Here is a 26,628-nt window from a genome sequence, read left to right as displayed (position 1 = left end):
TCGTTTGTCCGTCACAGTTCGCCGACGGCGCCTTCTGCGGCTTCGGCCCATTCACGCCACTGCGAAGCCTGCGCCAAGGCCTGCTCCGCTTCCTTCTCGCGGCCGTTCGCGGTCGCCTTGGCGGCTTGGTCCTCGAACTGACGCACCCGCTCACGGAACTGCGCGGCACGGGCGAGAGCTTCGGGGTCGGTGCGGCGCCACTCCGACTCGGAGGCGTCTCGGACGCGCTTCTCGATGGCGCGCAGGCGGCCTTCGAGGTCGTGGGTGCGCTCGCGCGGCACCTTGCCGATCGCCTCCCACTTGTCCTGCAGTTCCCGCAGTTGCGCCCGCGCGGCCTCCACGTCCGTGGACGGGTCGATCGTCGCGGCCTTCTCGAGCAAGGCTTCCTTCGCGCGCGCGTTCTCCTCGAACTCGGCCTCGCGCTCGGCGTTCGCGCTGTTGCGCGCCGCGAAGAACACGTCCTGCGCGGCCTTGAAACGCTTCCACAGCTGATCGTCCGCTTCGCGCGGCGCCCGGCCGGCGGCCTTCCACTCGGCGAGCAGGTCGCGGAAGGTGGCTGCAGTGGCGCCCCAGTCGGTCGAGTCCCGCAGCGACTCGGCCCGCGCGACCAGCTCTTCCTTGCGGCTCTTGGCGGTTGCCCGCTCACGGTCCAGTTCGGCGAAGTGTGCACCGCGACGACGGTTGAACGCTTCGCGGGCCTTCGAGTACCGGCGCCACAAGACGTCGTCGACCTTCCGGTCGACCCCGCGGATGGACTTCCACTCGTCGAGGATCTCGCGGAGCCGATCGCCCGCCGCTTTCCACTGCGTCGACTCGGCACCGATCGTCTCGGCTTCCGCGGCGAGCGCTTCTTTCCGTGCGGTGCTCTCGGCGCGCTGTTGTTCCTTCTCGTGCTTGGCGGCGACGGCAGCCTGCTCCGACGCGGTGATGATGTCGGCGAGCCGCGCGGAGAGCGCGTCGAGGTCTCCGATCACCGCGGCCGTCGGGAGGGATTCGGCCAGGGCTTCCGCCGCGGCGCGTGTCTTCTTGATGTCACCGGTGCCGGAGGCGAGCCGCGTCTCGAGGATTGCTACCTCGGTGGCGAGATCGTCGTATCGGCGCCCGAAGTGGGCGAGGCCTTCTGCCGCGTCACCGGCTTGCCACGAACCGATGCAGCGTTCCCCCTCGGCGGTGACGACCCACGCGGTGCCGTCTTCGTCGACCCGGCCGAACTTGCTGGGATCGCCGGCCGGCACCGAGGGCATGTGTGGATGGCTCTGGGAGGTGACGGGGTGCGGCTTGGGGTGCGAGCCGGTGCTCTGGACGCCGGCGGTCGCGGCAGCCTTCACCGGGCCGGGACGCGGGGCACCCGGCTTGGGCGGTCCGGGCCGGGGTGCATCGCCGGGCGTCCGCTCCACTGCGGGTTCCTGTGCATTCGGGTCACTCATCAGTACCTCATCTCTGCCGCGCGGCACGGCTGCCTGGTCGCATCGTTCTACCGCAGGTCGGGTCGCGGGAGTCCGTGACCACACATCCGCCCCCTATTGAAACAGGTCGTGGCGGTGCAGGGCGCCGGGTCCGGTCGACTACCGTTGCCGGTGTGTTGATCGCCGGGGCCTTCGTGCCCTCCCCACCGCTGCTCGTACCGGAGCTCAACGGTCTCGCCGTGGCCGAAACCGATGCCCTGCGCCGTGCGGTGCTGGACGTCGCCCGCGAACTCGCTGCGGTCCCCGAGTGGCTCGTCGTCGGCACAGGAGATGTTGCTGTCGAGGTCCCCCCGACAGCACGCGGCACCTTCCGCGGGTACGGGGCGGATGTTCCTGTCGCGCTGGGACCGGGTGCGCGTGGCGAGCCCGATCCCGATCTCCCGCTCGCTGCTCTCGTCGCCGGATGGCTTCGAGACCGCGTGGCTCCGGAAACCCTCGTCGACGTGCACATCCTGGCCGAAGACGCCGACCCCGCGACGTGCGCGAAGCTCGGCCGCCTGGTGCGCGAACGGCTCGACGCCGACTCCGTCCCACGGGCGCTGCTGGTGGTCGCGGACGGTCCCGCGACCCTGACGGACAAGGCGCCGGGAGCGTTCGACCCCCGATCCGGGAACGTCGACTCGGAGCTTGCGACGGCGTTGGCCTCGGGCGACCCCGACGGTCTGGCGGCGTTCGACCCGGCCCTGTGCGCCGAGATCCGGCTGGCCGGCCGCGCGGCATGGCAGGTGTTCGCCGCGGCGTTCACTCGGGCGCCCGCCTCTGCGGCGGTCACCTATGCCGAGGCGCCGTACGGCGTGGGCTACTACACGGGGCTGTGGCGCCCGTGACCGGCGGGACGGTACTACGACCGATCGCTGTCGTCGGTCCCACCGCGACCGGCAAGTCCGACCTCGGCCTGGACCTCGCGGACACGCTGGGCGGCGAAATCGTCAACATCGACGCGATGCAGCAGTACCGCGGCATGGACATCGGAACCGCCAAACTTCCCGTCGAGGAACGGCGAGGGATTCCGCATCATCAACTCGACGTTCTCGATGTCTCCGAAACGGCGACGGTCGCCCGTTATCAGGTTGCCGCGACAGCGGATATCGAAGCCGTACTCGCCCGGGGACGCGTCCCCGTGATCGTGGGCGGCTCGATGATGTACGTCCAGGCGTTGCTCGACGAGTGGCAGTTCCCCGCGACGGACCCGCAGGTCCGCGCCAAGTGGGAGGCAGTGCTCGACGAGGGCGGGCCCGCAGCCGTGCACGAGGCGCTACGCCACGCCGACCCCGTCGCGGCTGAGACGATCCTTCCCACCGACGGCAGACGGATGGTGCGTGCACTCGAGGTCGTCGAACTCACCGGCATGCCGTTCGCCGCATCCCAGCCGACGATCGGTGATCCCCGCTGGGACACCGTGATCCTCGGCGTCGACCGCGAGACCGGGGAACTGGACGACCGCATAGCCCGCCGCACCGACACCATGTTCGACCGCGGGCTCGTGGACGAGGTCCGGACGCTGGCCGAGAACGGATTGCGCGACGGCGTCACGGCCCGCCGCGCCATCGGGTACGCCCAGGTTCTCGAGTATCTCGACGGCGGGTACGACCTCGCCCATGCTCGCGAACGTACGTTCATCGGGACCCGCCGTTACGTCCGGCGCCAGCGTTCGTGGTTCCGGCGTGATCCGCGCATCCACTGGCTCGACGGCGGCGATCCGAAGCTCACCGAGTCCGCGCTGCGTGCCGTGCGGGACGCCGAGACCGGTCTGACGCCGAGAACGGTGTGACGCCGAGCTCTCGGATGACGCCGGACCGTCGCTGACGGCCTGTCCTCGATAAGGTGACCGGCATGGAGTTCAGCAAAGGGCACGGCACCGAGAACGACTTCGTGATCCTCCCCGATCCCGACGCGCGGTTGGATCTCGCGCCCGAACGGATCGCGGCGCTGTGCGACCGCCGCCGCGGGCTCGGCGCCGACGGTGTTCTCCGTGTCGCGCGCACCGGAGCCCTCGTGTCCGCCGGGGTGCTACCCGAACTCCCCGAAGGCACCGGCGCCGACGACTGGTTCATGGACTACAGGAATGCGGACGGGTCGATCGCCGAGATGTGCGGCAACGGGGTCCGGGTCTTCGCGCACTACCTCACGGCCCACGGTCTCGAGACCGGGCGGGACTTCGTGGTCGGCAGCCGCGCGGGCGGAAAGCCGGTTCAGGTGCATGCGACCGGACCCGTCTTCGGCGAGGTCACCGTGGACATGGGACTCGTCCGGCAACTCGGCACGTCCACCGCAACGCTCGACGGCCGCTTCTACAGTGGAATCGGCATCGACGTCGGAAACCCGCACCTGGCGTGCGTCGACCCCGCTCTGACCGAGTCGAGTCTCGCAGCGCTCGATCTGACTGCGCCCGGGTTCGACCCGGGGTTCTTCCCGCAGGGGGTCAACATCGAGTTTCTGACGCCGATCCTCTCCGGGGCGGTACACATGCGAGTGCACGAGCGCGGTGTGGGGGAGACCCGCTCCTGCGGAACCGGAACCGTGGCCGCTGCGGCTGCCGCGCTGAACTACGACGGCAGCGAGGAAGGCGTGGTCCAGGTGCGTGTGCCCGGCGGCTCCGTAGAGGTGCGTATCGAGCAGGGCCGTGCGTGGCTGCGGGGTCCCTCGGTCCTCGTCGCGAAGGGTGAGCTTGCAGACGACTGGTGGTCGTCCCTCCGGTGACCTGGCCTCTCCCCGGTGGAGGCGGCAGAAACTCGAATGCATCGATTCGGGCTTCATGGGAACATGGAGGCGTATGACAAACACATCGCACACCCACCGTGCCACCACAGAAGACAGTCCCGACGATGCGAACACCGCACACGGAGACTGGACCGTCGACGATCCGTCCGTCGGCGAGATGCAACTCGACGATCGCGCCGCCCTTCGGCGCGTCTCCGGGCTGTCCACCGAACTCGAAGATGTCACCGAGGTCGAGTACCGCCAGCTGAGGCTGGAGCGGGTCGTGCTCGTGGGCGTCTGGACCGGCGGTACGTCCGCGCAGGCCGACGCGAGCCTCGCCGAACTCGCCGCACTCGCGGAGACTGCCGGCTCGGAGGTCCTCGACGGACTGATCCAGCGTCGCGACAAACCCGACGCCGCGACCTACATCGGCTCCGGCAAGGCGGAGGAACTCCGTCAGATCGTCCTTGCCACCGGCGCCGACACCGTCATCTGCGACGGTGAGCTCACCCCTGCGCAGCTGACAGCGCTGGAAAAGGTGGTCAAGGTCAAGGTCATCGACCGGACGGCGCTGATCCTCGACATCTTCGCGCAGCACGCGACGTCGCGCGAAGGCAAGGCACAGGTCTCCCTCGCACAGATGGAGTACATGCTGCCCCGCCTGCGTGGCTGGGGTGAGTCGATGTCGCGCCAGGCGGGCGGCCGTGCCGGCAGCAACGGCGGCGTCGGTCTTCGCGGTCCGGGCGAGACCAAGATCGAAACGGACCGTCGGCGTATCCGCGAACGGATGGCGAAGCTGCGCCGCGAGATCAAGGGTATGAAGGCAGCGCGCGACACCAAACGGACCAGGCGGCTGCGCAACCGGATTCCGTCGGTGGCGATCATCGGTTACACCAACGCCGGCAAGTCCAGCCTGCTCAACGCGCTGACCGGCTCGGGTGTGCTGGTGCAGAACGCTCTCTTCGCGACACTCGATCCGACGACCCGCCGGGCAGCCCTGCCCGACGGCCGCGAGTTCGTCCTGACCGACACGGTCGGGTTCGTCCGGCACCTCCCGACCCAGCTGGTCGAGGCATTCCGGTCGACGCTCGAGGAGGTCGCCGACGCCGATCTGCTGCTGCACGTCGTCGACGGTTCCGATCCGATGCCCACCGAGCAGATCAAGGCGGTGCGCGAGGTCGTCACGGAGGTGTTGCGCGAGAGCGACACACCGCCGCCGCCGGAACTGATCGTGGTCAACAAGGTCGACGCCGCCGATCCGGTGACGCTGACCCAGCTCCGCAGCCTGCTCACCGATGCGGTGTTCGTCTCCGCTCGCACAGGCGAGGGCATGGACGAATTGCGCACGCGGCTCGCCGGCGTCCTCGAGGACCCCGACGTGGAGGTGAAGGTGCTCGTTCCCTACACCCGCGGAGACCTGCTCGCCCGTATCCACTCCGACGGGCAGATCCTGGACTCGGCACACGAATCCGACGGCACGCGTGTGCATGCCAGGGTTCCGATGGCGCTCGCCTCGGCATTGGGCGAATACGCCGCCTGATGCGCGGTGTGCGCAGCTCGGCTGCGGGGGTCCCGCTCCTGCTTGCCGTCGTGCTCGCGGCGCCGGCGGGTGCAGACGACGGACAGGTCCCGTCGGCCGGGGTAGTACCCGAGGTGCTCTGCACCCCGAGCGATCCCGCACTCGCCGAACTGTCGGGTCTGGCGGTGCTCGGCGGACGGGTGTTCGCGACACCCGACGCGGGCCCCGACGAGAGAATCGTCGAACTCGATTCCGAGTGCGCTGTGGTGCAACGGTTTCCGGCTCCCGCCGATCCGTACGACGTCGAGGACATGGCAGCCGGGTCCGACGGCCGGTTGTGGCTCGCGGATCTCGGTGACAACTCCCGTAACCGGCAGACCGTCGCGCTCGTCTCGCTCGATCCCGAGTCCGGCGCAGGCGACCTGTATCGCCTCCGCTACCCGGACGGTCCCCAGGACGCGGAAACTCTTCTCGTGTCGGCCGACGGCGAGCCTGTCGTCGTCACCAAGTCGCTGTTCGGGCCGAGCGGGATCTACCGGCCGGCCGGCGCCCGCACCGTGACCGAACTCGAGTCGCCCGGGCCCACGGATCTCGAGCGGGTCGGCACTCTCGCCCTCGGCCCCACCGAGACCCCGGGCGGACCGATCCCGGGAGCGTCCTCGTCGATGATCACCGGGGGAGCCGTCAGCGAGGACGGGACGGTCGCGGCGGTACGGACCTACACGGACGTATATCTCTTCCACGCCCCGGACCGCGACATCGTCGCGGCGCTGTTGTCCGGCCCGGACCTGCGGATCGCCGTGCCCGGAGAACCACAGGGCGAGGCGATAGCGTTCACCGCGGACGGTGATCTGCTGACGGCGTCGGAGGTGGACTCCGCCACCGGGGAACAGCCCCCTGTCCGGATCGTGCGTGGGGTCACAGACCTCTTCGTCGCCGACAGTCCCGAGGACGCCGGCGACGAAGAGTTGTCGACCGCAGTGTTGCCCGTGGTGGGCGCCGTGGCTGCGGCGGTGGTCGTGCTCGCGCTCGCAGCGGTGGTGACGATCAGGCGTCGAGGTCGGTAGCCACCAGTTTCGCCACCTGGTCGAGAACGGCGTCGTCGTCGCACGTGACAGTCACCTCGGTGCCCTGAGAGGCGCCGAGCGTCATGATCATCAGGGCCGAACCGGCATCCACCGGCTCGCCTCCGGCCACGGAGAGCGTCACGGGAACACCCGAGGCGACCACGGCCTCGGAGATGATTCCGGCGGGACGGGCGTGCAGGCCGATGGACGAGCCGACGGCGACGGTGGTACTGGGCATGGGATCTCCTTCGATCGCGAACGGGACGGGTTCAGGAACGGACTGCGGTGGGCTGAGAATCGGACTTGTCGGCGATGGCGTCGGTGGTGTGGGTGACTTCCTTGGCGATCGTGACGGCGATTCCTGCCACGATCGTGCCCGCCACCAGCGCCACGAGGAACCACACCACGTGATCCATCGCGAAGAGGACGAACAGTCCTCCGTGCGGGGCGGACAACGTGACGCCCGTGGCCATGACGAGGCCGCCGGTGAGAGCCCCGCCGAGCATCATGGACGGGATCACGCGGAAGGGGTCCGCCGCTGCGAACGGGATCGCGCCTTCCGAGATGAAGGACGCCCCGAGCAGCCATGCGGCCTTACCGTTCTCGCGTTCGGCCTCGCTGTAGAGACGCGGCCGGATCTGCGACGACAGCGCCATCGCGAGCGGCGGGACCATACCGGCAGCCATGACCGCGGCCATGATCTGCAGCGACGCGAGGTTGTTCACGTCCAGTCCCGCGACGGCGAACGCGTAGGCGGCCTTGTTGACCGGCCCTCCGAGGTCGAAGCACATCATCAGGCCGAGGATGACGCCGAGCAGTACTGCCGAGCCTCCGGAGAGGCCGTTGAGCCAGTTGGTCAATCCCGAGGTGATCGCCGCGAGCGGGCGTCCGAGCACGAGGAACATCAGGCCGCCGACGATGAGGCTCGCGAGCAGCGGAATGATCACGACGGGCATCAGGCCCCGAGCCCAGGCAGGCAGCGGGATACGGGCCACCCACAGCGCGGCGAAGCCGCCGATCAGGCCACCGATCAGGCCACCGATGAACCCGGCTCCGACGAAGACGGCGACGGCGCCGGCCGTGAAACCCGGTGCCAGGCCTGGTCTGTCGGCAATCGCGAACGCGATGTATCCGGCGAGAGCCGGCACCAGGAAGGAGAATGCCAGCGACCCGATCTGGTACAGCACCGCGCCGAGATAGGTTGTCAGGCCACCGTCGGGGAGATTGGTGAGGCTGTTGTCGAGGACGATGTCGGCGGCGAAGTCGCCGATCTCGTGTCCGGCGAGAAGGAAGCCGAGTGCGATGAGCAGGCCGCCGGCCGCGACGAACGGGATCATGTAGCTCACGCCGGTGAGCAGGATCTGCCGCAGGCGGGTGCCCCAGCCCAGATCGGATCCCGTGTCGCCGCCTTCCGGTGTCGCGGCGGACGTGTCGGTTTCCACGGTGCGGGCCGATGGATCGGACGCGGCGCGCAGCGCCTCGGCGATCATGACGTCGGGTTCGTTGATCGCGCGTTTGACTCCGGAGGCGATCACGGGCTTACCCCCGAAGCGTTCGCGTCCCTTGACTCCGACGTCCGTCGCGAAGATCACCGCGTCCGCGTCGGCGATCGCGGAGGCGGGAAGCGGTGTGCTGCCGCTCGAGCCTTGCGTCTCGACGCGCAGGGTCACTCCGGCGCGTTCGGCGGCAGCGGTCAATGCGTCTGCGGCCATGTAGGTGTGGGCAATACCCGTGGGGCACGCGGTCACCGCGACGATCGTCCGGGAATCGGGAGAGGTCGACGCCTCGGCGTCCTCCCGCGCGTGGGTGCCGGCCACAGCGCCCGTGGGGTTCTCCGTGGTGGCACCCGGCGGGGCCGCGGCGGCTGCGGCCGGCTGCGGTTCACTTCCTGTTCCCGGTGTCCGGGGCGGAAGGACGCTCTCGACCAGAGTGATGACCTCGTCGGCGGACTTCGCGTCGCGCAGCGAGGCAACGAAGTCCGGCCGCACCAGCGCCCGCGCGAGCGCGGTGAGCACCTTCATGTGATCGGCACCGGCGCCCTCGGGGGCGGCGATGAGGAACACCAGGTCGGCCGGGCCGTCGGGAGCCCCGAAATCGACTTTCGGCGACAATCGGGCGAAGGCCAGGGAAGGCGTGGTGACGGAGTCGGCCCGGGCGTGGGGAATGGCCAGCCCGCCGGGAAGACCGGTGGCCGACTTGGCTTCCCGGTCGAGGACCGATGCAGCGAGTGCTTCGGCGTCGGATGCGCGACCGGCAGCACCGAGGCGTCCGGCGAGTGCCGAGATGACCGACGCCTTGTCGGACCCCAGATCGACGTCGAGGGAAATGAGATCAGCGTCGATGATCGCCGGGCGGTCGCCGGGATCGGATGCGCTGTGTGTCATGACGTGTCCTTACGGGTGTGAGGGGAGAGCGCGGGTGGGTGGCTCCGGGCGGTCTTGAAGGCCGGTGATGCGCACGGCGTTCGGATCGACGGATTCGGGTCCGGGAAGTTCGGTGCCGGGCAATTCGACGGCGGCGCTGCCGTACGCGACCGCGTACCGCAGGCGGTCCGCGCTTCCGTGCCCGGCACGCTCTGCGACGAGGTAGCCGGCCAGGGACGAGTCCCCGGCGCCCACGGTGCTGCGCACCGTCGCCGGGGCCGTCGATGCGTGCCACGCACCGTCGGAGGTGACGAGGACTGCGCCTGCCGCCCCGAGTGTCGCGAGAACTGCTCCGACGCCCCGCTCGACCAGAACCCGGCCGGCGTCGACGACCGGGCCGACATCACCGGCTGCGGCGCGCGCCTCCAACGTGACTGCGTCGGCGCCGGTCAGCTGGGCGAGTTCGTCGGAGTTGGGCTTGATCAGATCCGGCGCCGCTGCGGGAAACTGTTCCGCGAGCGCGAGCAGCGGGGCTTCCGAGGTGTCTACCGCGATGCGGCATCCCAGGCTTCGCAGTGCCGTGACCAGGTCGGCGTACCAGCTGTCGGGGATACCGGGTGGCAGCGAACCGCACAGGACCGTCCAGGACGCGTCGCGCGCGGAGTCGAGCAGAGCCGTGTGGAGTTCGCCGAGGGTGCGACCCGTGCACGTGTTCCCCGGTTCGTTGATCTTGGTGGTGGTGCCGTCCGGTTCGGCGATCGTGATGTTGTTGCGGGCCGGCCCGGAGGTGGCGACAGCCCGGTACGGCACCGCGCGCTCGTCGAGAGCGGTCAGCAGCGGATCACCGGGATCGGCGGGAAGAACCGCGACCACGTCGCGTCCGGCACGGCGCAGGACGCGGGCGACGTTGATGCCCTTCCCTCCCGGGTCGACCGTCGTTCCGGTGGTGCGGAGAACCGCACCGCGCACGAGCGCGCCGTTGAGTCCGACGGTGCGATCCAGGCTGGGATTGGCAGTCAATGTGACGATCACGCGATCACCACCTCGATTCCGTGTTCGGCGAGTTGCTTCAGGTCCGTTTCGTCGATGTCGCTGTCGGTGACGAGAACGTCGACGGCGGCAAGAGGTGCGAATCGCAGAAGAGTCCTCCGTCCGATCTTGGATGAATCAGCCACCACCACAACGCGTTCCGCGCAGCGGACGATGGCGCGCTTGACGGCGGCTTCATCGGCGTCGGGCGTGCTGAGGCCGTGTTCGACGGTGAGCGCGTTGGTTCCGACGAACGCCACGTCGACATGCAGGATCTCGAGGAACTGCACGGCGTCCGGTCCCACTGCGGCTTGCGTGACGCCCCGCACGCGTCCGCCGATCAGATGAAGTTGCACGGAGGGAAGCGCGGCGAGGCGGGCGGCGATGGGTACGGAATTGGTCGCGACGGTGAGTTCGGTGTCGGTGGGCAGGGCCGAGACCATCCTGCCGGTCGTGGTGCCGGCATCGAAGACGACGCTTCCGCCGGAGGACGGGAGGAATGCGGCCGCTGCGGCGGCGATCCGGTTCTTCTGGTCGGCCCGCGAGTGTTCCCGGTCCGCCAGTGCGGGTTCGGTGACCGTCAGGGCCGCGAAGGGAATGGCGCCACCGTGGACCCGGCGCACGTGGCCGAGTCGTTCGAGCAGTGCGAGGTCCCGTCGCACGGTTTCGGTGGTGACGCCGTACCGATCGGCGAGCGCGGCCACGGACATGCGTCCTCTGTGACCGATCAGGTCCGCTATCGCCTGTTGGCGTTCCTCCGCGTACACCCACACTCCTTCGAGGTTTTCTGTTGCTTTATGTTGTTTTACGCCCGTCTGTGTTGACATGTCAAGGGTTCGGAGTAATCTCGATCACATTGATCCCCTGCGAGGAGGTATCCATGGGCAACACCGCACGCGTCCTGTCCGGAACACCGGTTGTTCCGGGCATCGGCTTCGGCCCGGTCATCCGCCCTGCTCCGCGGCCGATCGTGTCACCGGATCCCGTGTCGATTCCGGACACGGCCCGGGAAGCGGAGGTAGGCCGGTTCGAAAGTGCGGTCGCCGATGTCGCGGAACGTCTCCGTGTCCGTTCGTCCCGGGCGTCCGGCGCCGCGTCCGAGGTGCTCGCCGCGACCGCCATGCTCGCCGAGGACCGCGCGTGGAAGGGTGCTGCCACCACCCGCATTCGTTCCGGGTCCGATGCCGTCTCCGCTGCCACCGCAGCCACGGAACAGTTCGCTGCCGTGTTCGAGAAGATGGGCGGTCTTCAGGCGGAACGTGTCACCGACCTGTTCGACGTGCGCGACCGTGTGATTTCCGAACTGCAGGGTCTCCCCGAACCCGGCCTCGAAACCCCGGACGTGCCGTCGGTGCTGTTCGCCGACGACCTGGCCCCCGCCGATACAGCAGGCCTCGATCCCGCACTCGTGGTGGCCATCGCGACCACTCTCGGAGGTCCGACGAGCCACACCGCGATCATCGCGCGCCAACTCGGCATCCCGTGTGTCGTTGCGGCTACCGGCCTCGACGACATCCCGCCCGGGACGCCGGTCCTCGTAGACGGTGCCACCGGGCGGATCGTGATCGAACCGAATCGGCAGGAGGCCGACGAGGCGGTGAGCCGCGACCGCGCCGAGCGCGAGCGCACCGCTGCATGGACCGGACCGGGCGCCACCGCCGACGGTCACCCCGTCGATATCCTCGCCAACGTGCAGGACGGGGCAGGCGCACGAGCCGCGCGCGAGACTCCCGCGCAGGGTGTCGGCCTGTTCCGTACCGAATTGTGTTTCCTCGACCGGGAAACCGAGCCCACGGTGGCCGAACAGGCCGACATCTACGCGGAGGTGTTCGACGCGTATGCCGGACGCAAGGTCGTCGTCCGCACCCTCGACGCCGGTTCCGACAAGCCGTTGCGCTTCGCGAACCACCCCGAGGAGTCGAACCCGGCTCTCGGTGTTCGCGGCATCAGGATCACGTCGGCCGCACCGGGCATTCTCGAACGCCAGCTCGACGCCGTCGCCGACGCTGCCATCCGGACCGGTGCGTCCCCATGGGTGATGGCTCCGATGATCGCGACGATCGACGAAGCCGCGGAGTTCGCAGCACTGGTCCGGGAACGCAACCTAACCCCGGGTGTCATGGTCGAAATCCCTTCTGCCGCTCTGCTTGCCGACCGATTACTCGAACACGTCGACTTTCTCTCGATCGGCACCAACGATCTGGCCCAGTACACGATGGCGGCGGACCGGATGTCGCCGCAGCTCGCTGCGCTCACCACACCCTGGCAACCGGCCGTCCTGATGCTCGTCGCGCACACCGCCCGGGCCGGTGCAGCCGTCGGCAAACCGGTGGGCGTGTGCGGAGAGGCGGGTGCCGATCCTCTACTTGCGTGTGTGCTCGCCGGGATGGGCGTGACGTCCCTCTCGTGCGCGGCGTCCGCGGTCGGCTCGGTGGGAGCGCGCTTGTCCACCGTGACCATGGACCGCTGCCGAGAAGCGGCCGACGCGGTGTCGACCGCTGTCGATGCGACGGCCGCGCGATCGGCCGCGCTGCGGATCCTGGGGTGACGCGAATCCTGCGATAACAGGAACGGTCACGTTGCGGGAAGCGTAATTTGCTGCTCGGGACTCTCGAAGGCACAACCGGTTCCGTGCTCGACTTCGACATCACCGACGGCCATGCGGTCCGGGACGTGGTCCGCCGGCGTGGAGAGGATCGTGACCCGCATGAATTATTGGGTGAGCGTTCTGTTCCGGGCTATCCCTCTCGCTATGGCGGCCCTCTGCGTGGGCTACGGAATCGACGTCTGGACAGCGGCAGACGACCCGGCAAACTTTGTCGCGGGCAGGGTGGTGACATTCCTCGGGGCGATCTGCCTCTGCCTGTTCTGCACTGCGGCGACCATCATCCGCCAGTTGATCGGCCGGTTCAACGAGACCGACCGGATCCTCTATCCGGTGCTCGGATACGCGGCGGCGATCGGAACCGCCGCGTACGGCATCTCACTCTTCCTCGGAGCATCGAGTGCGGGGGAGAGCCCGGACTATGTGGCGGGTCACGTGGTGTTCGGACTCGGACTGATCAGTGGGTGTGTCGCGACCGTTGCCACCGCGTCGACGAAATTCTCGCTCATCCCGCAGAATTCACAGCTACCGGAGCCGGAGGGGGACAGAGAGCCTCCGGAAACGGCCTTCTCTCCGACCACCGCGCTGGTGCTGTGCCTGATTCCCGTGGTACTTGCGATCGTGGCCTGGGCCTTTGCGATCACCAACCTGGTACTCGGGACGACGCCCGCGCGTTTCACCGTGGGGCACGTCGTCGCAGGACTGGCACTGATCTGTACGGCGCTGATCGGGCTGGTCGTGAGCATCGTGCGGCAGATCCAGGACACCTACCGCCCTCGGCACCGGATCATCTGGCCCTGGCTCGTGATCGCGGCGGGGACGATCGCTTTCGTCTGGGGCATCGTTCTGCTCGCGTGGAACGGGCCGGACTACTATCGGACGCCGGGCTTCGTAATGGTCGGGCTGGGGCTCGTCTGTTTCAGCATTCTGAGCAAGGTCGGCCTGCTCGCCCTCGTCTGGCGCCGAACGTTCGAACTCGCCAACAGGGTTCCGCTGTTGCCGGTCGTGACGGCGCTGACGTGTCTCTTCCTGGCCGCATTCGTCTTCCAGGCAGCCGTCGACGACGAGAGTGTGTTCATCGCCGCCCGGGTGCTGGTGGGGCTCGGCGCGATCTGCTTCTCGCTCTATTCCATCGTCAGCATCTTGGAGAGTGGCACCTCATCCGGGGATTGATTCGCACTGCGTCGCCGACCTCGGGTGGGGCGACCTGGGCGGCAGTGGGCGCTGAGCCTTAACATTGCGTTTCGTGAACGTACAAGAGGACGGGACCGAGCGAGAGAACGGGACCGAGCGAGAGAGCGGGTCCGAGCGAGTGGACGGGACCGAGCGAGACCGCGAGAGCGGCACCGAGAGCCGACGCTTCGGCGGTCTGGGTTGGTCGCTGCACGGCGACGGACGCCATATCGACAAGGGTGCGGTCGTCGCACCGCACGAGCGGCTGTCGTGGCCGCGAACCATCGGCATCGGGATGCAGCACGTGATCGCGATGTTCGGAGCGACGCTGCTCGTCCCCACCATCACCGGCTTCCCGGTCACCACGACGCTGCTCTTCTCCGGTATCGGCACCGCGTTGTTCCTGATACTCACCCGTGGGAGGGTGCCCAGCTACCTCGGTTCGTCGTTCGCGTTCATCGCGCCGCTCACCGCATCCGCCGGTTCGGGTCCCGCCGCTCAACTCGGCGGCATCCTGGTCGCCGGCGTCGTGCTCGCATTGATCGGCCTGCTCGTCAAAGCGCTTGGCGCCCATGTCATCGATGCCGTCATGCCGCCGGTGGTCACCGGCGCGGTGGTGGCACTCATCGGCCTCAATCTCGCCCCCACAGCGGCAGGTTCGTTCGAAGCGCAGCCGCTGATCGCCTTCGTGACACTGGTCGTGATCCTTCTCGTCACCGTGGTAGGACCGGGCATGCTCGGGCGACTGGGCATCCTCGTCGGCGTCGTCGTCGGGTGGATCTTCGCCGCGTTGACCGGATCGCTCGCATCCGAGCGCGTCGACGCCATGCGCGAGGCTGCGTGGTTCGGGCTGCCCGAGTTGCGGGGGCCGACGTTCGAACTCTCCGTGATCCTGCTGACGCTTCCCGTGGTCATCGTCCTGGTCGCCGAGAACGTCGGGCACGTCAAGGCGGTAGCCGCCATGACGGGTAAGAACCTCGACGACGTGGCGGGCAATGCGCTGCTGGCCGACGGACTCGCCACCACCCTCGCCGGCGCCGGCGGCGGATCCGGAACCACGACGTATGCCGAGAACATCGGTGTCATGGCTGCCACTCGTGTCTACTCGACCGCGGCCTACTGGGTCGCGGCGGTGACCGCCGTGGTCCTGGCTTTCTCGCCGAAGTTCGGCGCACTCGTCTTCACCGTGCCAGACGGCGTGCTCGGCGGCGCAACACTCGTCCTGTACGGCCTGATCGGCCTTCTGGGCGTGCGGATCTGGATGGACGCCAAGGTCGACTTCACCGACCCGGTGAATCTCACCGTCGTCGCGGCGGCGCTGGTCGCGGGCATCGGTGACCTCACTCTGTCCGTCGGTTCGGTGGAGCTCGGGGGCATCGCCTGGGGCTCGATCGGCATCCTCATCGCGTACCCGATCCTTCGGCGATTGAGTGACCTTCGTCGCTGAGGGTGCGTGCGCGGTCACAAAACTCGCTCGCTCCTGTCAGCGTCACCACACATTTCCGTGCATACGGTTGGGGGTGTCGAAAGCCGTCACACACAGGAGCGCAGATGCAACGCACCCTTTTCGAGCCCGAGCACGAACTCTTCCGGGAGTCGTACCGGAAGTTCCTCGAACAGGAGGTGGCCCCCTTCCACGAGCAGTGGGAGAAGGACAAGATCGTCGACCGTGAGGTGTGGAAGAAGGCCGGCGAGCAGGGCTTCCTCGGCATGGCCGTGCCGGAGGAATTCGGCGGCGGCGGGGTGGACGACTTCCGCTACAACACCGTCCTCACCGAGGAGACCACGCGAGGCGGCTTCAGCGGCGTCGGCTTCATGCTGCACAACGACGTGGTGGCGCCGTACCTCCTCGCGCTCACCAACGAAGAGCAGAAGAAGCGCTGGCTGCCGGGCTTCTGTTCCGGCGAGATCATCACCGCGATCGCGATGACCGAGCCGGGCACCGGCAGTGACCTGCAAGGCATCAAGACCCGCGCGGTACGCGACGGCGACGACTGGGTGCTCAACGGCTCGAAGACCTTCATCACGAACGGCATCAACGCCGACCTGGTGATCGTCGTGGCCTGCACCGACCCCGACAAGGGCGCGCAGGGGTTCTCGCTGCTCGTCGTCGAGCGAGGTATGCCCGGCTTCGAGCGGGGACGCAACCTCGACAAGATCGGCCTCGATGCCCAGGACACCGCGGAACTGCACTTCACCGACGTGCGGGTGCCGGCGGCCAACCTCCTCGGCGAAGAGGGACTGGGCTTCATCTACCTGATGCAGAACCTTCCCCAGGAACGTCTGTCGATCGCAGTCGTCGCTGCTGCGGCGATGGAGAAGGTCCTCGAGGACACGATCCAGTACTGCCGCGACCGCAAGGCCTTCGGCAAGCCGATCGGCAAGTTCCAGAACACCCGCTTCGAACTCGCCGAACTGGCGACGGAAACGAAGCTCGCGCGTGTCTTCGTCGACAAGTGCATCGAGGAACTCAATGCCGGCACGCTCACCGTGCAGGAAGCCGCGATGGCGAAGTACTGGACCACCGACAAGCAGGTCGAGCTCATCGACCGCTGCCTGCAGTTGCACGGTGGATACGGCTACATGCGTGAGTACCCCGTGGCACGCGCCTACCTCGACGCGCGCGTGCAGAAGATCTATGGCGGAACGAACGAGATCATGAAGGAAGTCATCGGGCGCGGACTCGAGATCTGACCTTCGTACCGGCTCGGCCGGTGACCGGATCGGACGAGGCCGGGGTGCCCCGCACTATGCGGACGGCACCCCGGCCTCGTCATGTCCGGGAACAGACGTTCAGATCTTGCGGATGACCGTGACGACCTTGCCGAGAATGACGGCGTCGTTGCCCGGAATGGGCTCGAACATGGGATTGTGCGGCATGAGCCACACGTCGTTCTTCACGCGCTTGAAAGTCTTGACGGTGGCTTCGCCGTCGAGCATGGCCGCGACGATGTCGCCGTTGTCGGCGACGTTCTGCTGCCGCACGACCACCCAGTCCCCGTCGCAGATCGCCGCGTCGACCATGGACTGACCCACGACCTTGAGCAGGAACAGCGAACCCTGCCCGACGAGTTCGCGGGGGAGCGGGAAGATGTCTTCCACCGACTCCTCTGCGAGGATGGGGCCGCCGGCGGCGATCCGCCCGACCACCGGCACCATCGCGGCCGAGGCCATGAGATCGGGGTCGGAGGTCGCGACGATCGTCGTGGCAGAGCCTGTCTCGGCAGGAGCCGTCACCGAGCCGTTGTCGTCGAGTCCGCGGATGTCGACGGCCCGCGGACGGTTGGCGTCACGCCGCAGGAATCCCTTGCGCTCGAGTGTGCGCAACTGGTGCGCCACCGAGGAGGTGGAGTTGAGTCCGACGGCGTCGCCGATCTCCCGGATGCTGGGGGGATACCCGCGAACCGTGAGCGAGTCCCGGATCACCTCGAGGACGCGGCGCTGGCGCTCGGTGAGGCCGGGTGTCGTGTCGTCGGCCGCCTTCCGGCTCCGGCCTGCCGCGGAGTTGCCGTCCGCCATGGTCGTGACCTCCGTGGGTCGAGTGTCGGATGCGATTGGTGTTACCTACCGAATCTATCGACATCGCCCGCGTATATCAAACACCTGTTCGAGATTCATGCGGCGAACGGGTGACGTGCGTCGCGCCCTGTGATAGAAATTCGAACAGACTTTCGTTCGAACGGATGATCGAATACCCTCACGGTATCGAACGTATGATCGACAAGGCGAACGCACACGGAGGTTCCGATGGGTGCAACAGCGGTTCGGCGGAATGCGGCGCACAGTCGAGCGGGGGGTGTGGTGCCGCCGGCACATCCTCGTACGGGTCAACCTGCACGGAACGGCACGCGACAACCGGCACGGAACCGCACGCGACAGCCGTCACGGCTCATGTCCCGTGCGACACCAGGAGGTGCCGGTGCCTTGTGGGCGGGAGACGAGCGTGTCCGGTCCGGTCGTGCGCCGCAGGTGGATCCGCTCTTCCGGCGCACCCGGATCGTGGCGGCGCGTCCGTCGCAGCGAGCGGTATCCGACGGCGTCACGTGGCGGCAGATGATCGCCGTGGTGCTGTTCAGCGCGATCGCCACCGGCGCGCTGCTCACGGTCGCGCACGTTCGGACGAGCCAGGTGACGGCGGGCGCGGGCTCGGCAGTCGTGACGGAGGTACGCGACGGGGAGACGCCTGCTGCGCTGGCTGTGCGGGTCGATCCGGACGCTCCGGTCGATCTCACGCTCGCTCGGATCGCGGAGATGAACGACCTCGACGCGGGGGACCTGACCTCGGGCCATCGACTCCTGGTGCCCGCGCCGGACCGGGGGTGATTCCGGTGGCGACGCCGTCCGGCGACCCGCCTCACCCGGCCGAACCGGACATGCGGGTATTGTCGTGGACTGTCAGTCACACCACCCCGTGTGGTCGCGTCGGCATCACTGCACCCGAGGGTGGTAGCGATTCCGCCAGGACGGCTTCGGTTCCACGCCGGCGTCGCGGCCCTCACGGCAGCGACGAAGGAACCCACATGCACTGCCCGTATTGCCGCCATCCCGATTCTCGGGTGGTCGATTCGCGCGAGGCAGACGAGGGTGCCGCGATCCGTCGCCGCCGGGCATGCCCCGAATGCGGCCGCCGTTTCACCACCGTCGAGACCGCCGTTCTGTCGGTGGTCAAGCGCAGCGGGGTCACCGAGCCCTTCAGCCGCGAAAAGGTCGTCCGAGGTGTCGCCCGCGCATGTCAGGGGCGCGACGTCGACAACGATGCGCTCAACAAACTGGCTCAGCAGGTCGAAGACACGATCCGTGCCAAGGGCTCGCCCGAGGTGCCCAGTCACGAGGTCGGACTGGCGATCCTCGGCCCGTTGCGCGATCTCGACGAGGTCGCCTATCTGCGTTTCGCGTCGGTATATCGGTCCTTCAGTTCGGCAGAGGATTTCGAGCGCGAGATCACGGAACTTCGTCAGCACCAGACCCAGCGCGTTCCCGAAGCCGACTGAGCGCGGGGTCTGCGCTTCCGCTCAGCGGACGGCGTCGATCGCTTTGAGGACCCGCTTCTCGGACACCGGGATTCGGGTACCCAGGCCCTGTGCGAACAGGCTCACGCGCAACTCTTCGATCATCCAGTAGATATCGACGACGTCGGGCGCCGTTCGGCGTCCTTCGGGAAGCCGTGCCAGCAACCGGTCGTACGCGGAGTACACGCGGTCCAGGACGTCCATGCCCTGCGCGTCGCGTTGGGAACCACCGGGCAGCGCATCGAGGCGCTGCACCGCTGCCGCCAGATAGCGGGGCAGTTCCGCGAGGCGGCGCGAACCCAGGTCGGTCACGAATCCGGGGAAGACCAGTGAGGACAACTGTTCTCGTACGTCGTCCGCGGCCTCACCGCGGACCCGCTCGAGTGCGACGCTGACCTCGTGTGCGCCCGAGAGGACCGGGACCACTGCGCGGAGCAGACGGGCGACCGCACCGGGAAGACGGCTACGAACCGTTCTCGCGAGTTCCTCGAACTCGGCCGGTGTGCGTACCGGCGTGCCGTGCGCAGCGATCATCTCGTCCACCGCGCACGCGCGGCAGTCCTCGACCAGCGCGTCGAACGACCCGTCGGGGTTGCGGCCGAGGGCGAGGCGCTCGGCGTTGGTGAGGCCGGAGGTGATGGCTTTCGACTTCGTCGGTGCGGTCGCGAGGAGCAGCGTCCGCAGTCCGAGTCGGGTCGCGGCAGCCTGGGCCGACGCGGTGCTCAGGACTCGGACCGCCACGCCCGAACCCTCCGCCACGAGCGCCGGGTAACCGGTGACCTGCTGGCCTCCGACACTGCGGGTGACGGTCGGCTCGAGCGTGCCGAGGGTTTCCGCAGTCCAGACCACTGCGGGCGCGCGTTCGGTGCCCGACGCAGCCCGGGACACCTCCGCATCGACCCGGGTGGACAGTCGAGCCCGCAGTTCGGTCAGGCTCTTGCTGTGCGCCAGAACCGTGCCCTTCTCGTCCACCGCCGCAAAAGTCATGCGGAGATGGTCGGGGAGGGCCGCAAGGTCGAAGTCGGCCGGTTCGATACGGCAGTTGCCGAGCCGGGAGCATTCACGCGCGACCGCATTGACGAGCGGTTCGGAGCGAGGAGTCACCGACGCGAGCACCGCGGCCGCATAGTCGGGTGCGGGAACAACCTGGCGCCGAAGAGGTTTCGGCAACGTTTTGATCAGCGCTGTGACGAGGTCCTGCCGCATCCCGGGAACGAGCCAGTCGAAGCCGACGGGGCGGACGTTGGCGAGCAGTGCGACCGGAATCCGTGCTGTCACACCGTCGTTCTCGGTGCCCGGCTCGAATTGGTAGGTGAGCGGGAACTGCATCTCCCCTTGACGCCAGGCGTCGGGGTAGTCCCCTTCGAGGACCGCGGCGGCATCCTGGTTGACGACGGTTTCAGGGGTGAACGTCAGCAGGTCGGGCTGGGAGTGCCGGGTTTTCTTCCACCACGTGTCGAAGTGCCGGGCGGAGACGACGTCCGGACCGACCCGCTCGTCGTAGAACTCGAAGAGCGTGTCGTCGTCGACGACGATGTCGCGCCGGCGCGCGCGGTGCTCGAGTTCTTCGACGTCCTCGAGCAGTGCCCGGTTGGCGTGGAAGAATTTGTGGCGCGTCCGCCACTCGCCCTGGACGAGTGCGTGGCGGATGAACAACTCACGCGAGACCTCGGGATCGATCCGTCCGTACTGCACGGGCCGTTGGGCGACGAGGGGAATGCCGTAGAGGGTGACGCGCTCGTACGCCATCGCGGACTCGTGCTTGATGGACCAGTGCGGCTCGGAGTACGTCCGCTTGATCAGATGCGGAGCGAGTTTTTCGACCCATTCCGGTTCGACGCGCGCGACCATCCGTGCCCACAGCCGCGATGTTTCCACCAATTCTGCGGCCATCACCCACCGCGGGGGTTTCTTGAACAGGGACGAGCCGGGGAAGATCGCGAAATGCGTACCGCGGGCGCCCAGGTAATCGCGCTTGTCGCCTTCGCGGAGGCCGACGTGCGAGAGCAGGCCGGCAAGGAGCGAGCGGTGGATCGCCTCGTCGCTCACGGTCCGGTGATGTGTCTCCCAGCCGAGCGAGACGGTGATCTGGCGCAGTTGCCCTTGCAGATCCTGCCATTCACGGATGCGCAGCCAATGGAGGAACTCGTCGCGGCACATTCTCCGGAAGCGGCTGGAGGACAGCTCTTTCCGTTGTTCTTTCAGGTAATCCCACAGGCGGAGGAAGGCGAGGAAATCCGAGCCCTCCACGGCGAAGCGCGCGTGCTTCTCGTCGGCCGCCTGCTGGAACTCCGAGGGTCGCTCCCGCACGTCCTGGATCGACAGCGCCGAGACGATGATGAGGATCTCGCGCAGACATCCGTTGCGATGGCCCTCGACGATCATCCGGGCCATGCGCGGATCCACCGGCAACCGGGCGATTTCACGTCCTGTCGCGGTCAGCCGCGGAGATTCCCCGGGCTTGGCCGGTTCGAGCGCTCCGAGTTCTTCGAGCAGCGCGATACCGTCGCGGATCGCACGCGGATCGGGTGGTTCGACGAAGGGGAACGAACCGATGTCGCCGAGACCGAGTGCGGTCATCTGCAACACGACCGAGGCCAGGTTCGTGCGGAGGATCTCCGGCTCGGTGAACTCCGGCCGACTCTCGAAATCATCCTCCGAGTAGAGCCGGATACAGATTCCGTCGGCGACACGTCCGCATCGGCCCGCGCGCTGACGAGCGGAGGCCTGGGAAATTTCCTCGATCGGGAGACGCTGCACCTTGGTGCGCACCGAATAGCGGGAGATGCGCGCCGTACCCGGATCGACGACGTAGCGGATACCCGGAACCGTCAGTGACGTCTCCGCGACGTTGGTCGACAGGACTACCCGGCGGCCGGTGTGGGAGGAGAACACGCGGTGCTGTTCGGCGGCGGAGAGCCTGCCGTACAACGGCAGGATCTCGGTGTTGCGGAGTTTGCGGTCGTGCAGCGCGTCGGCGGTATCCCGGATCTCGCGTTCGCCGGAGAGGAAGACCAGGATGTCGCCGTCCCCGGCCGACTGGAGTTCCTCGACCGCCTCGCACACCGCGTCGACGGGATCGCGGTCGACGAGCTGGTCGCCGATCTCCACGGTGAGCGGCCGGTAGCGCACCTCCACCGGATAGGTCCGCCCGGACACCTCGACGATCGGCGCCGGCGTTCCGTCCGCATCGGCGAAATGCCGGGCGAAACGTTCGGGATCGATGGTGGCCGAGGTGATGATCACCTTCAGGTCGGGCCGTCGCGGCAGCAACTGCCGGAGATATCCCAGCAGGAAATCGATGTTGAGGCTGCGTTCGTGCGCCTCGTCGATGATGAGGGTGTCGTATTGGCGCAGCATGCGGTCGCGCTGGATCTCGGCAAGCAGAATGCCGTCGGTCATCAGCTTGACCAGTGTCGACCCGGACACCTCGTCGGTGAAGCGCACGGTGTAGCCGACGGTGTCGCCCACTTCCGAGCCGAGTTCCTCGGCGAGCCGCTCGGCCACCGCGCGGGCTGCGATCCGGCGCGGCTGGGTGTGGCCGACGAGACCGCGAACCCCGCGACCGAGTTCGAGACAGATCTTGGGAATCTGGGTGGTTTTCCCCGATCCCGTCTCACCTGCGACCACCACGACCTGGTGGTCGCGGATCGCCGCGGCGATGTCGTCCTTGCGCTGGGAAACGGGCAGGTCCTCGGGATACGTGATCGCCGGGACCGCGGCGGCACGGTCGGCGAGACGCCCGCGGGCGCGCTCGATCTCGGCGGCGATGCCGGCGAGTGCGTCCTCGCCACGTGCGCGGTCGAGACGGCGGCGGAGGCGGTGTTCGTCGCGGAGCGACACGTCGGCGAGTGCCGACTTCAGGTCGCGGCGGTTCGGGGCAGGGGAGATGGGCATGCTGAGTACACAGCCTAGCGAAACGCCCGGGCCCGGGGCTCGCGGAGGCCTGCGCCGAACCGGAAACCGGGGACCGGCTCGAGGGAACACGGTGCCGGGCCGGGGCGTGTGCGCCCCGACCGCGGTCGCCGCATACGATGACCGGCGTCAATCTTGGTCGTGGACAGGAGCTGGTCGTGGGCGCGTTGTGGCACGGATTTGCCGATATGGGCGTGGTCGAGCGTGACGGCGCATTCGTCGTGGCCCGTGGTGAGGGCGCCTACATCTGGGACGACGCGGGCACCCGCTACCTGGATGCGACGGCAGGGTTGTGGTTCACCAACGTCGGGCACGGGCGCACCGAGATCGCGACGGCTGTCGCGGACCAGATCGGGAAGCTGGCCCACTACTCGAACTTCGGTGACCTGACCTCCGAGCCGACCGTCGAACTCGCCGAACGCCTCGCGACGATCGCTCCGGTTCCGGGCAGCAAGATCTTCTTCACCTCCGGCGGCTCCGATTCGGTGGACACGGCCGCGAAACTGGCGCGACGCTATTGGCAGGAGGTCGGCAAACCCACGAAGACGCTGCTCGTCGGACGCGAGAAGGCCTACCACGGCATGCACGTCGGCGGCACCTCGCTGGCGGGTATCCCGGTCAACGGCGACGGATACGGCCGGCTGTGGGACGACACCGCGACAGTGACCTGGGACGACGCGAAAGCACTGCTCGCGCTGATCGAGAAGGTCGGTGCCGACACGATCGCGGCGTTCTTCTGCGAGCCGATCATCGGCGCGGGCGGGGTGTACCTGCCGCCGGACGGCTACCTCGCCGAGATCCGCGACATCTGCCGTGAGCACGACATCCTGTTCGTCGTCGACGAGGTCGTCACCGGCTTCGGCCGGATCGGTGGCTCGTGGTTCGCCTCCTCCCGGTTCGATCTGCAGCCGGACATGGTCACGACCGCGAAGGGACTGACGTCCGGTTACCTTCCGATGGGTGCGGTGTTCATCGCTCCCCGGGTGGCCGAGCCCTTCTTTGCGGGCGGCGTGTGGTGGCGTCACGGCTACACGTACGGCGGCCACGCCGCCGCCGCTGCGGCCGCTCTGGCGAACCTCGACATCCTCGAGCGCGAGAATCTGCTCGCCGAGTCGGCGCGCCTCGAGAAGACGCTGCACGAGACCCTGGCTCCGCTCGCCGACCATCCTCGCGTCGCGGAGGTCCGCAGCGGACTGGGAGCCGTCGCAGCGGTGCAGCTCACCGACCCGGCAGAGGCGCCGGAATTCGTGAAACAGCTCCGTGCGCACGGCATCTCGGGGCGGGCGGCAGGACAGGGCGCGTTGCAGATCTCGCCGTCGTTCGTCATGACCGACGAGCAGGTCCGCGACCTCGCGGACGGATTCGCCGCAGCGCTGGGCTGACCGCTCAGCCGCGATCCCGGATCCGCCGAAGCACACGGCGGATCCGGGCCGGTGCGCCCGCGGGGACCTGGGTGAGCGGGAGGTCGCCGCGGCCGTCCTGCTGCGCGACGGCCCGCGCATACCGTTCGTGGAGGCGCGAGCGCACCTCGTCGGGGGTGTAACTGCGGCGCTTGCGTTCCGCACGCAGAGTCACCGCTCCGGTCGCGGCGACGCCCACGACTCCGGCCAAGCCGAGAAGCTTCCACCACTGTCTGCCGCGAAGTGCCATGCCCCCGACCCTAGCGTCGTGCGCACGCGCGGCGTGGAAGGCTGTCGGGTATGCCCACGTACCCGGCTCGGTCGCAGATCACCCTCGACGACGCGGTGTCCATCGCCCGCACCGGCGATCTCTGGATCTTCCGCGGCAGCAGCGGTGCGGATCGCGCGATCCAAGCCCTCACCAACGCTCCGGTCAATCACGTCGGGATGGCGGTCGTGCTCGACGACCTGCCGCCGTTGATGTGGCACGCGGAACTCGGGAAAACCTTGCCCGACATGTGGACCGGCCGCCACCAGCGCGGCGTGCAGTTGCACGACCTGCGCAGTGCGGTGCAGGTCTGGAGCGCCCGCTACGGGCAGCGTGCATGGCTGCGGCAGATCTCCGTGCCGGTGAGCACCGAGCAGGAGGACCAGTTGCTCCGAACGGTCGCCCGGCTCGACGGCACTCCGTTCCCGTCCACCGCCAAGCTGACGGGCCGCTGGTTCGCCGGCCGGCTCCCGCTGAGCCGGAAGACGGCACGAGACCGGGTGCCCGGGGGAGGCGGTCTCGAAAGTGCTTACTGCGCAGAGGTGGTGGCGGTGACGATGGAAGAAATGGGGCTGCTCGAGCAACGGCGGCGCGGCAGCAACTGGTACGACCCGGGCCGGTTCTGGAGTGGGGACCGGCTTCCCCTCGCGCCCGGCGTGGACTTCGGCGGCGAGATCGAGGTTCTGCTCGACGACGAGGATCTCGCCACGGGGCGGGCGCTCGGCGGCACCGCGAGCGCTGCGCCTCCCGAATGACCGCGGCACCGGGGACGGCGCAAAAAAGGACCCCTCCGAGGAGGGGTCCTTTTCAGCGAACGGAAGGGCGGATCAAACGCCGGCGAGAAGCTCGGCGGTGGTGATCGCCTGGGCGACACCCTGCAGGGTTGCCGCGATCTTGACGGCCTCCCAGACCTGTTCCTTGGTGAGGCCCTCCTTGCGGACGACGTTGTCGTGCGCAGCAGTGCAATCGTGGCAGCCGTTGATCGTGGAGACCGCGAGCGACCACAGTTCGAAGTCGGACTTCTCGACGCCGGGGTTGCCGATGATGTTCATCCGCAGACCCATCCGCACCTGGGCGTAGTCGTCACCGAGGAAACCCTTGGCTCGGTAGGCGACGTTGTTCATGCCCATGATGGACGCGGCACCGAGGGCGGCGTTGTACGCCTCCGCGGACAGCACGTCGGCAGCTTCTTCGGAGATCTCCTTGAGCACGGTCGGCGACTTGGTCGCGGCCGCGGCGGCGAGGAACGTGCCCCACAGCTGCTGCTCGTTGAGTTCCGTCGAACGCGCAAGGGAGCCGAGGTTGAGCTTGAGGTCCTTGGCGTACTCCGGCAGAGCGTTCTTCAGGTTCTCGACACTCACTGCAGCGCCGCCTTGACGAGCTCACCCGCATTGAGGGTCGGGTCGTTCTTCTTCCAGTTGCATGCGCACAGCTCGTCGGACTGCAGAGCGTCGAGGACACGGAGGACCTCGTCGACGTTCCGGCCCACGGAACCGGCGGTGACGGAGACGAACTGGATCTCGTTGTTCGGGTCCACGATGAACGTCGCGCGGTCGGCGACGCCGTCCTTGTTCAGAACACCGGTGGCCGAGACGAGCTCACGGTTGAGGTCCGACAGCATCGGGAAGGGGAGGGTCTTGAGATCCTCGTGCTGTGCGCGCCACTGGAAGTGGACGAACTCGTTGTCGACGGAAGCGCCGAGCACCTGTGCGTCACGATCGGCGAACTCGTCGTTCAGCTTGCCGAATGCGGCGATCTCGGTCGGGCACACGAAGGTGAAGTCCTTGGGCCAGAAGAAGATGATCTTCCACTTACCGGCGTAGTCGTCGCTGGTGATGGTGGTGAAGTAGTCATCGGGCTGGGTGGCGTCGACCTGGGTCAGGTCTCCGCCGACGAGGGCCTTCAGATTGAAAGCGGGGAACTGATCGCCAATGGTCAGCAGTGCCATTCTCGGTCCTCTCGATAAGTCGTGAACAAGCGAGTCGATCACGCGCTTCCGCGCCGGTCGGCACGGAATCATGCGTTACCGGACGATCCTGTCGGACCGTTCTCCGGTATGAAAACCATCTTGCCGGAAACCTTTCAAAAGGTAAAGGTGATTGGTGGCACTAGAC

At 67.9% G+C, this 26,628-nt stretch carries 23 protein-coding genes; 13 read left to right on the top strand and 10 right to left on the bottom strand.

The annotated features are described in order from the left end of the window. Positions 1-11: 11 nt before the first annotated feature. A complete protein-coding gene (locus ACFWBU_RS16255) occupies positions 12-1,427 on the bottom strand; it encodes a DUF349 domain-containing protein (RefSeq protein ID WP_296551218.1) in 1,416 nt (471 codons plus the stop codon). Between the two features lie 152 nt (positions 1,428-1,579). Between ACFWBU_RS16255 and ACFWBU_RS16250 the strand changes: the two genes are divergently transcribed. From ACFWBU_RS16250 to ACFWBU_RS16230, 5 genes are all read left to right on the top strand, one after another. Next, positions 1,580-2,293, top strand: a complete 714-nt coding sequence (locus ACFWBU_RS16250) for a class III extradiol dioxygenase subunit B-like domain-containing protein (protein ID WP_296551217.1) — start codon at positions 1,580-1,582, stop codon at positions 2,291-2,293. Beyond that, complete coding sequence (miaA, locus tag ACFWBU_RS16245) at positions 2,281-3,237, top strand: tRNA (adenosine(37)-N6)-dimethylallyltransferase MiaA (RefSeq protein ID WP_378528731.1); 957 nt, start codon at positions 2,281-2,283, stop codon at positions 3,235-3,237. The genes ACFWBU_RS16250 and miaA overlap by 13 nt, the downstream gene beginning before the upstream one ends. A gap of 62 nt (positions 3,238-3,299) precedes the next feature. After that, positions 3,300-4,166 (top strand): diaminopimelate epimerase, encoded by an 867-nt coding sequence (dapF, locus tag ACFWBU_RS16240; RefSeq protein WP_169652390.1) that lies wholly within the window; start codon positions 3,300-3,302, stop codon positions 4,164-4,166. A 73-nt stretch (positions 4,167-4,239) separates the two neighbouring features. Then, complete coding sequence (gene hflX / locus ACFWBU_RS16235; protein ID WP_169652389.1) at positions 4,240-5,706, top strand: GTPase HflX; 1,467 nt, start codon at positions 4,240-4,242, stop codon at positions 5,704-5,706. Then, the gene (locus ACFWBU_RS16230) at positions 5,706-6,752 is read left to right on the top strand and encodes a hypothetical protein (RefSeq protein ID WP_378528730.1); all 1,047 of its coding nucleotides are present in this window, start codon (positions 5,706-5,708) and stop codon (positions 6,750-6,752) included. The genes hflX and ACFWBU_RS16230 overlap by 1 nt, the downstream gene beginning before the upstream one ends. Here the strand turns inward: ACFWBU_RS16230 and ACFWBU_RS16225 are convergent. From ACFWBU_RS16225 to ACFWBU_RS16210, 4 genes are read right to left on the bottom strand one after another with little or no spacing between them, the layout of a single operon-like run. After that, the gene (locus ACFWBU_RS16225; RefSeq protein WP_169620645.1) at positions 6,733-6,990 is read right to left on the bottom strand and encodes an HPr family phosphocarrier protein; all 258 of its coding nucleotides are present in this window, start codon (positions 6,988-6,990) and stop codon (positions 6,733-6,735) included. The genes ACFWBU_RS16230 and ACFWBU_RS16225 overlap by 20 nt on opposite strands. Before the next feature lie 31 nt (positions 6,991-7,021). Next, the gene (locus ACFWBU_RS16220) at positions 7,022-9,136 is read right to left on the bottom strand and encodes a fructose-specific PTS transporter subunit EIIC (RefSeq protein WP_378528729.1); all 2,115 of its coding nucleotides are present in this window, start codon (positions 9,134-9,136) and stop codon (positions 7,022-7,024) included. Between the two features lie 9 nt (positions 9,137-9,145). Beyond that, positions 9,146-10,147 carry a 1-phosphofructokinase family hexose kinase gene (locus tag ACFWBU_RS16215; RefSeq protein WP_378528728.1) on the bottom strand — a complete coding sequence of 334 codons (1,002 nt, stop codon included), beginning with the start codon at positions 10,145-10,147 and terminating at the stop codon, positions 9,146-9,148. Continuing rightward, entirely contained in the window at positions 10,144-10,911 is a 768-nt protein-coding gene (locus ACFWBU_RS16210; RefSeq protein ID WP_378528727.1) for a DeoR/GlpR family DNA-binding transcription regulator, read from the bottom strand. Before ACFWBU_RS16210 ends, ACFWBU_RS16215 begins: the two co-directional genes overlap by 4 nt. A gap of 113 nt (positions 10,912-11,024) precedes the next feature. On the opposite strand from ACFWBU_RS16210, the gene ACFWBU_RS16205 reads away from it, so the two are divergent. The 4 genes from ACFWBU_RS16205 (at position 11,025) to ACFWBU_RS16190 (ending at position 16,616) form a co-directional block, all read left to right on the top strand. Beyond that, a complete protein-coding gene (locus ACFWBU_RS16205; protein WP_378528726.1) occupies positions 11,025-12,692 on the top strand; it encodes a phosphoenolpyruvate--protein phosphotransferase in 1,668 nt (555 codons plus the stop codon). A 159-nt stretch (positions 12,693-12,851) separates the two neighbouring features. Then, complete coding sequence (locus ACFWBU_RS16200) at positions 12,852-13,922, top strand: DUF2776 family protein (RefSeq protein ID WP_378528733.1); 1,071 nt, start codon at positions 12,852-12,854, stop codon at positions 13,920-13,922. Positions 13,923-14,061: 139 nt separating this feature from the next. Next, a complete protein-coding gene (locus tag ACFWBU_RS16195) occupies positions 14,062-15,369 on the top strand; it encodes a uracil-xanthine permease family protein (RefSeq protein ID WP_378528732.1) in 1,308 nt (435 codons plus the stop codon). Positions 15,370-15,473: 104 nt separating this feature from the next. Next, complete coding sequence (locus tag ACFWBU_RS16190) at positions 15,474-16,616, top strand: acyl-CoA dehydrogenase family protein (RefSeq protein ID WP_378528725.1); 1,143 nt, start codon at positions 15,474-15,476, stop codon at positions 16,614-16,616. A 99-nt stretch (positions 16,617-16,715) separates the two neighbouring features. On the opposite strand, the gene lexA is transcribed toward ACFWBU_RS16190, so the two are convergent. Then, positions 16,716-17,441 (bottom strand): transcriptional repressor LexA, encoded by a 726-nt coding sequence (gene lexA, locus ACFWBU_RS16185; protein WP_296551193.1) that lies wholly within the window; start codon positions 17,439-17,441, stop codon positions 16,716-16,718. A gap of 372 nt (positions 17,442-17,813) precedes the next feature. On the opposite strand from lexA, the gene ACFWBU_RS16180 reads away from it, so the two are divergent. Then, the gene (locus tag ACFWBU_RS16180) at positions 17,814-18,245 is read left to right on the top strand and encodes a hypothetical protein (protein ID WP_378528724.1); all 432 of its coding nucleotides are present in this window, start codon (positions 17,814-17,816) and stop codon (positions 18,243-18,245) included. Positions 18,246-18,442: 197 nt separating this feature from the next. Further along, positions 18,443-18,913: a transcriptional regulator NrdR gene (nrdR, locus tag ACFWBU_RS16175; RefSeq protein WP_296551190.1), complete on the top strand. Its 471-nt coding sequence runs from the start codon at positions 18,443-18,445 to the stop codon at positions 18,911-18,913. A gap of 21 nt (positions 18,914-18,934) precedes the next feature. Here the strand turns inward: nrdR and hrpA are convergent, their stop codons facing one another. Beyond that, positions 18,935-22,828: an ATP-dependent RNA helicase HrpA gene (gene hrpA / locus ACFWBU_RS16170; protein WP_378528723.1), complete on the bottom strand. Its 3,894-nt coding sequence runs from the start codon at positions 22,826-22,828 to the stop codon at positions 18,935-18,937. Between the two features lie 137 nt (positions 22,829-22,965). Here hrpA and ACFWBU_RS16165 point away from each other — a divergent pair, with 137 nt between their 5' ends. Beyond that, entirely contained in the window at positions 22,966-24,228 is a 1,263-nt protein-coding gene (locus ACFWBU_RS16165; RefSeq protein ID WP_296551188.1) for an aspartate aminotransferase family protein, read from the top strand. Between the two features lie 4 nt (positions 24,229-24,232). Here ACFWBU_RS16165 and ACFWBU_RS16160 read toward each other — a convergent pair whose 3' ends face one another. After that, positions 24,233-24,496, bottom strand: coding sequence for a hypothetical protein (locus tag ACFWBU_RS16160; protein ID WP_169620655.1), 264 nt, complete (start codon positions 24,494-24,496; stop codon positions 24,233-24,235). Between the two features lie 50 nt (positions 24,497-24,546). Here ACFWBU_RS16160 and ACFWBU_RS16155 point away from each other — a divergent pair, with 50 nt between their 5' ends. Beyond that, on the top strand, positions 24,547-25,269 hold the full coding sequence (locus ACFWBU_RS16155; RefSeq protein WP_169620656.1) for a hypothetical protein: 723 nt from the start codon (positions 24,547-24,549) through the stop codon (positions 25,267-25,269). Between the two features lie 72 nt (positions 25,270-25,341). Here the strand turns inward: ACFWBU_RS16155 and ACFWBU_RS16150 are convergent, their stop codons facing one another. Then, on the bottom strand, positions 25,342-25,875 hold the full coding sequence (locus ACFWBU_RS16150) for a carboxymuconolactone decarboxylase family protein (RefSeq protein ID WP_169652381.1): 534 nt from the start codon (positions 25,873-25,875) through the stop codon (positions 25,342-25,344). Continuing rightward, entirely contained in the window at positions 25,872-26,462 is a 591-nt protein-coding gene (locus tag ACFWBU_RS16145) for a peroxiredoxin (protein ID WP_169620658.1), read from the bottom strand. Before ACFWBU_RS16145 ends, ACFWBU_RS16150 begins: the two co-directional genes overlap by 4 nt. Positions 26,463-26,628 lie beyond the last annotated feature (166 nt).

The organism is Rhodococcus sp. NPDC060084, from assembly GCF_042730335.1.
Classification (GTDB): domain Bacteria; phylum Actinomycetota; class Actinomycetes; order Mycobacteriales; family Mycobacteriaceae; genus Rhodococcus.
Note: the sequence above shows the minus strand (reverse complement) of the source record. Positions and strands in the feature narration are given on the sequence as shown.

Bases quoted from the DNA above. Each gene is read 5' to 3' on its own strand.
- dapF (WP_169652390.1), top strand. From the start codon at position 3,300: ATGGAGTTCAGCAAAGGGCACGGCACCGAGAACGACTTCGTGATCCTC.
- ACFWBU_RS16160 (WP_169620655.1), bottom strand. From the start codon at position 24,496: ATGGCACTTCGCGGCAGACAGTGGTGGAAGCTTCTCGGCTTGGCCGGA.
- ACFWBU_RS16230 (WP_378528730.1), top strand. From the start codon at position 5,706: ATGCGCGGTGTGCGCAGCTCGGCTGCGGGGGTCCCGCTCCTGCTTGCC.
- ACFWBU_RS16225 (WP_169620645.1), bottom strand. From the start codon at position 6,990: ATGCCCAGTACCACCGTCGCCGTCGGCTCGTCCATCGGCCTGCACGCC.
- ACFWBU_RS16165 (WP_296551188.1), top strand. From the start codon at position 22,966: ATGACCGGCGTCAATCTTGGTCGTGGACAGGAGCTGGTCGTGGGCGCG.
- lexA (WP_296551193.1), bottom strand. From the start codon at position 17,441: ATGGCGGACGGCAACTCCGCGGCAGGCCGGAGCCGGAAGGCGGCCGAC.
- ACFWBU_RS16180 (WP_378528724.1), top strand. From the start codon at position 17,814: ATGTCCCGTGCGACACCAGGAGGTGCCGGTGCCTTGTGGGCGGGAGAC.
- ACFWBU_RS16205 (WP_378528726.1), top strand. From the start codon at position 11,025: ATGGGCAACACCGCACGCGTCCTGTCCGGAACACCGGTTGTTCCGGGC.
- hflX (WP_169652389.1), top strand. From the start codon at position 4,240: ATGACAAACACATCGCACACCCACCGTGCCACCACAGAAGACAGTCCC.
- ACFWBU_RS16255 (WP_296551218.1), bottom strand. From the start codon at position 1,427: ATGAGTGACCCGAATGCACAGGAACCCGCAGTGGAGCGGACGCCCGGC.
- ACFWBU_RS16200 (WP_378528733.1), top strand. From the start codon at position 12,852: ATGAATTATTGGGTGAGCGTTCTGTTCCGGGCTATCCCTCTCGCTATG.
- ACFWBU_RS16190 (WP_378528725.1), top strand. From the start codon at position 15,474: ATGCAACGCACCCTTTTCGAGCCCGAGCACGAACTCTTCCGGGAGTCG.
- hrpA (WP_378528723.1), bottom strand. From the start codon at position 22,828: ATGCCCATCTCCCCTGCCCCGAACCGCCGCGACCTGAAGTCGGCACTC.
- ACFWBU_RS16145 (WP_169620658.1), bottom strand. From the start codon at position 26,462: ATGGCACTGCTGACCATTGGCGATCAGTTCCCCGCTTTCAATCTGAAG.
- ACFWBU_RS16220 (WP_378528729.1), bottom strand. From the start codon at position 9,136: ATGACACACAGCGCATCCGATCCCGGCGACCGCCCGGCGATCATCGAC.
- nrdR (WP_296551190.1), top strand. From the start codon at position 18,443: ATGCACTGCCCGTATTGCCGCCATCCCGATTCTCGGGTGGTCGATTCG.
- ACFWBU_RS16155 (WP_169620656.1), top strand. From the start codon at position 24,547: ATGCCCACGTACCCGGCTCGGTCGCAGATCACCCTCGACGACGCGGTG.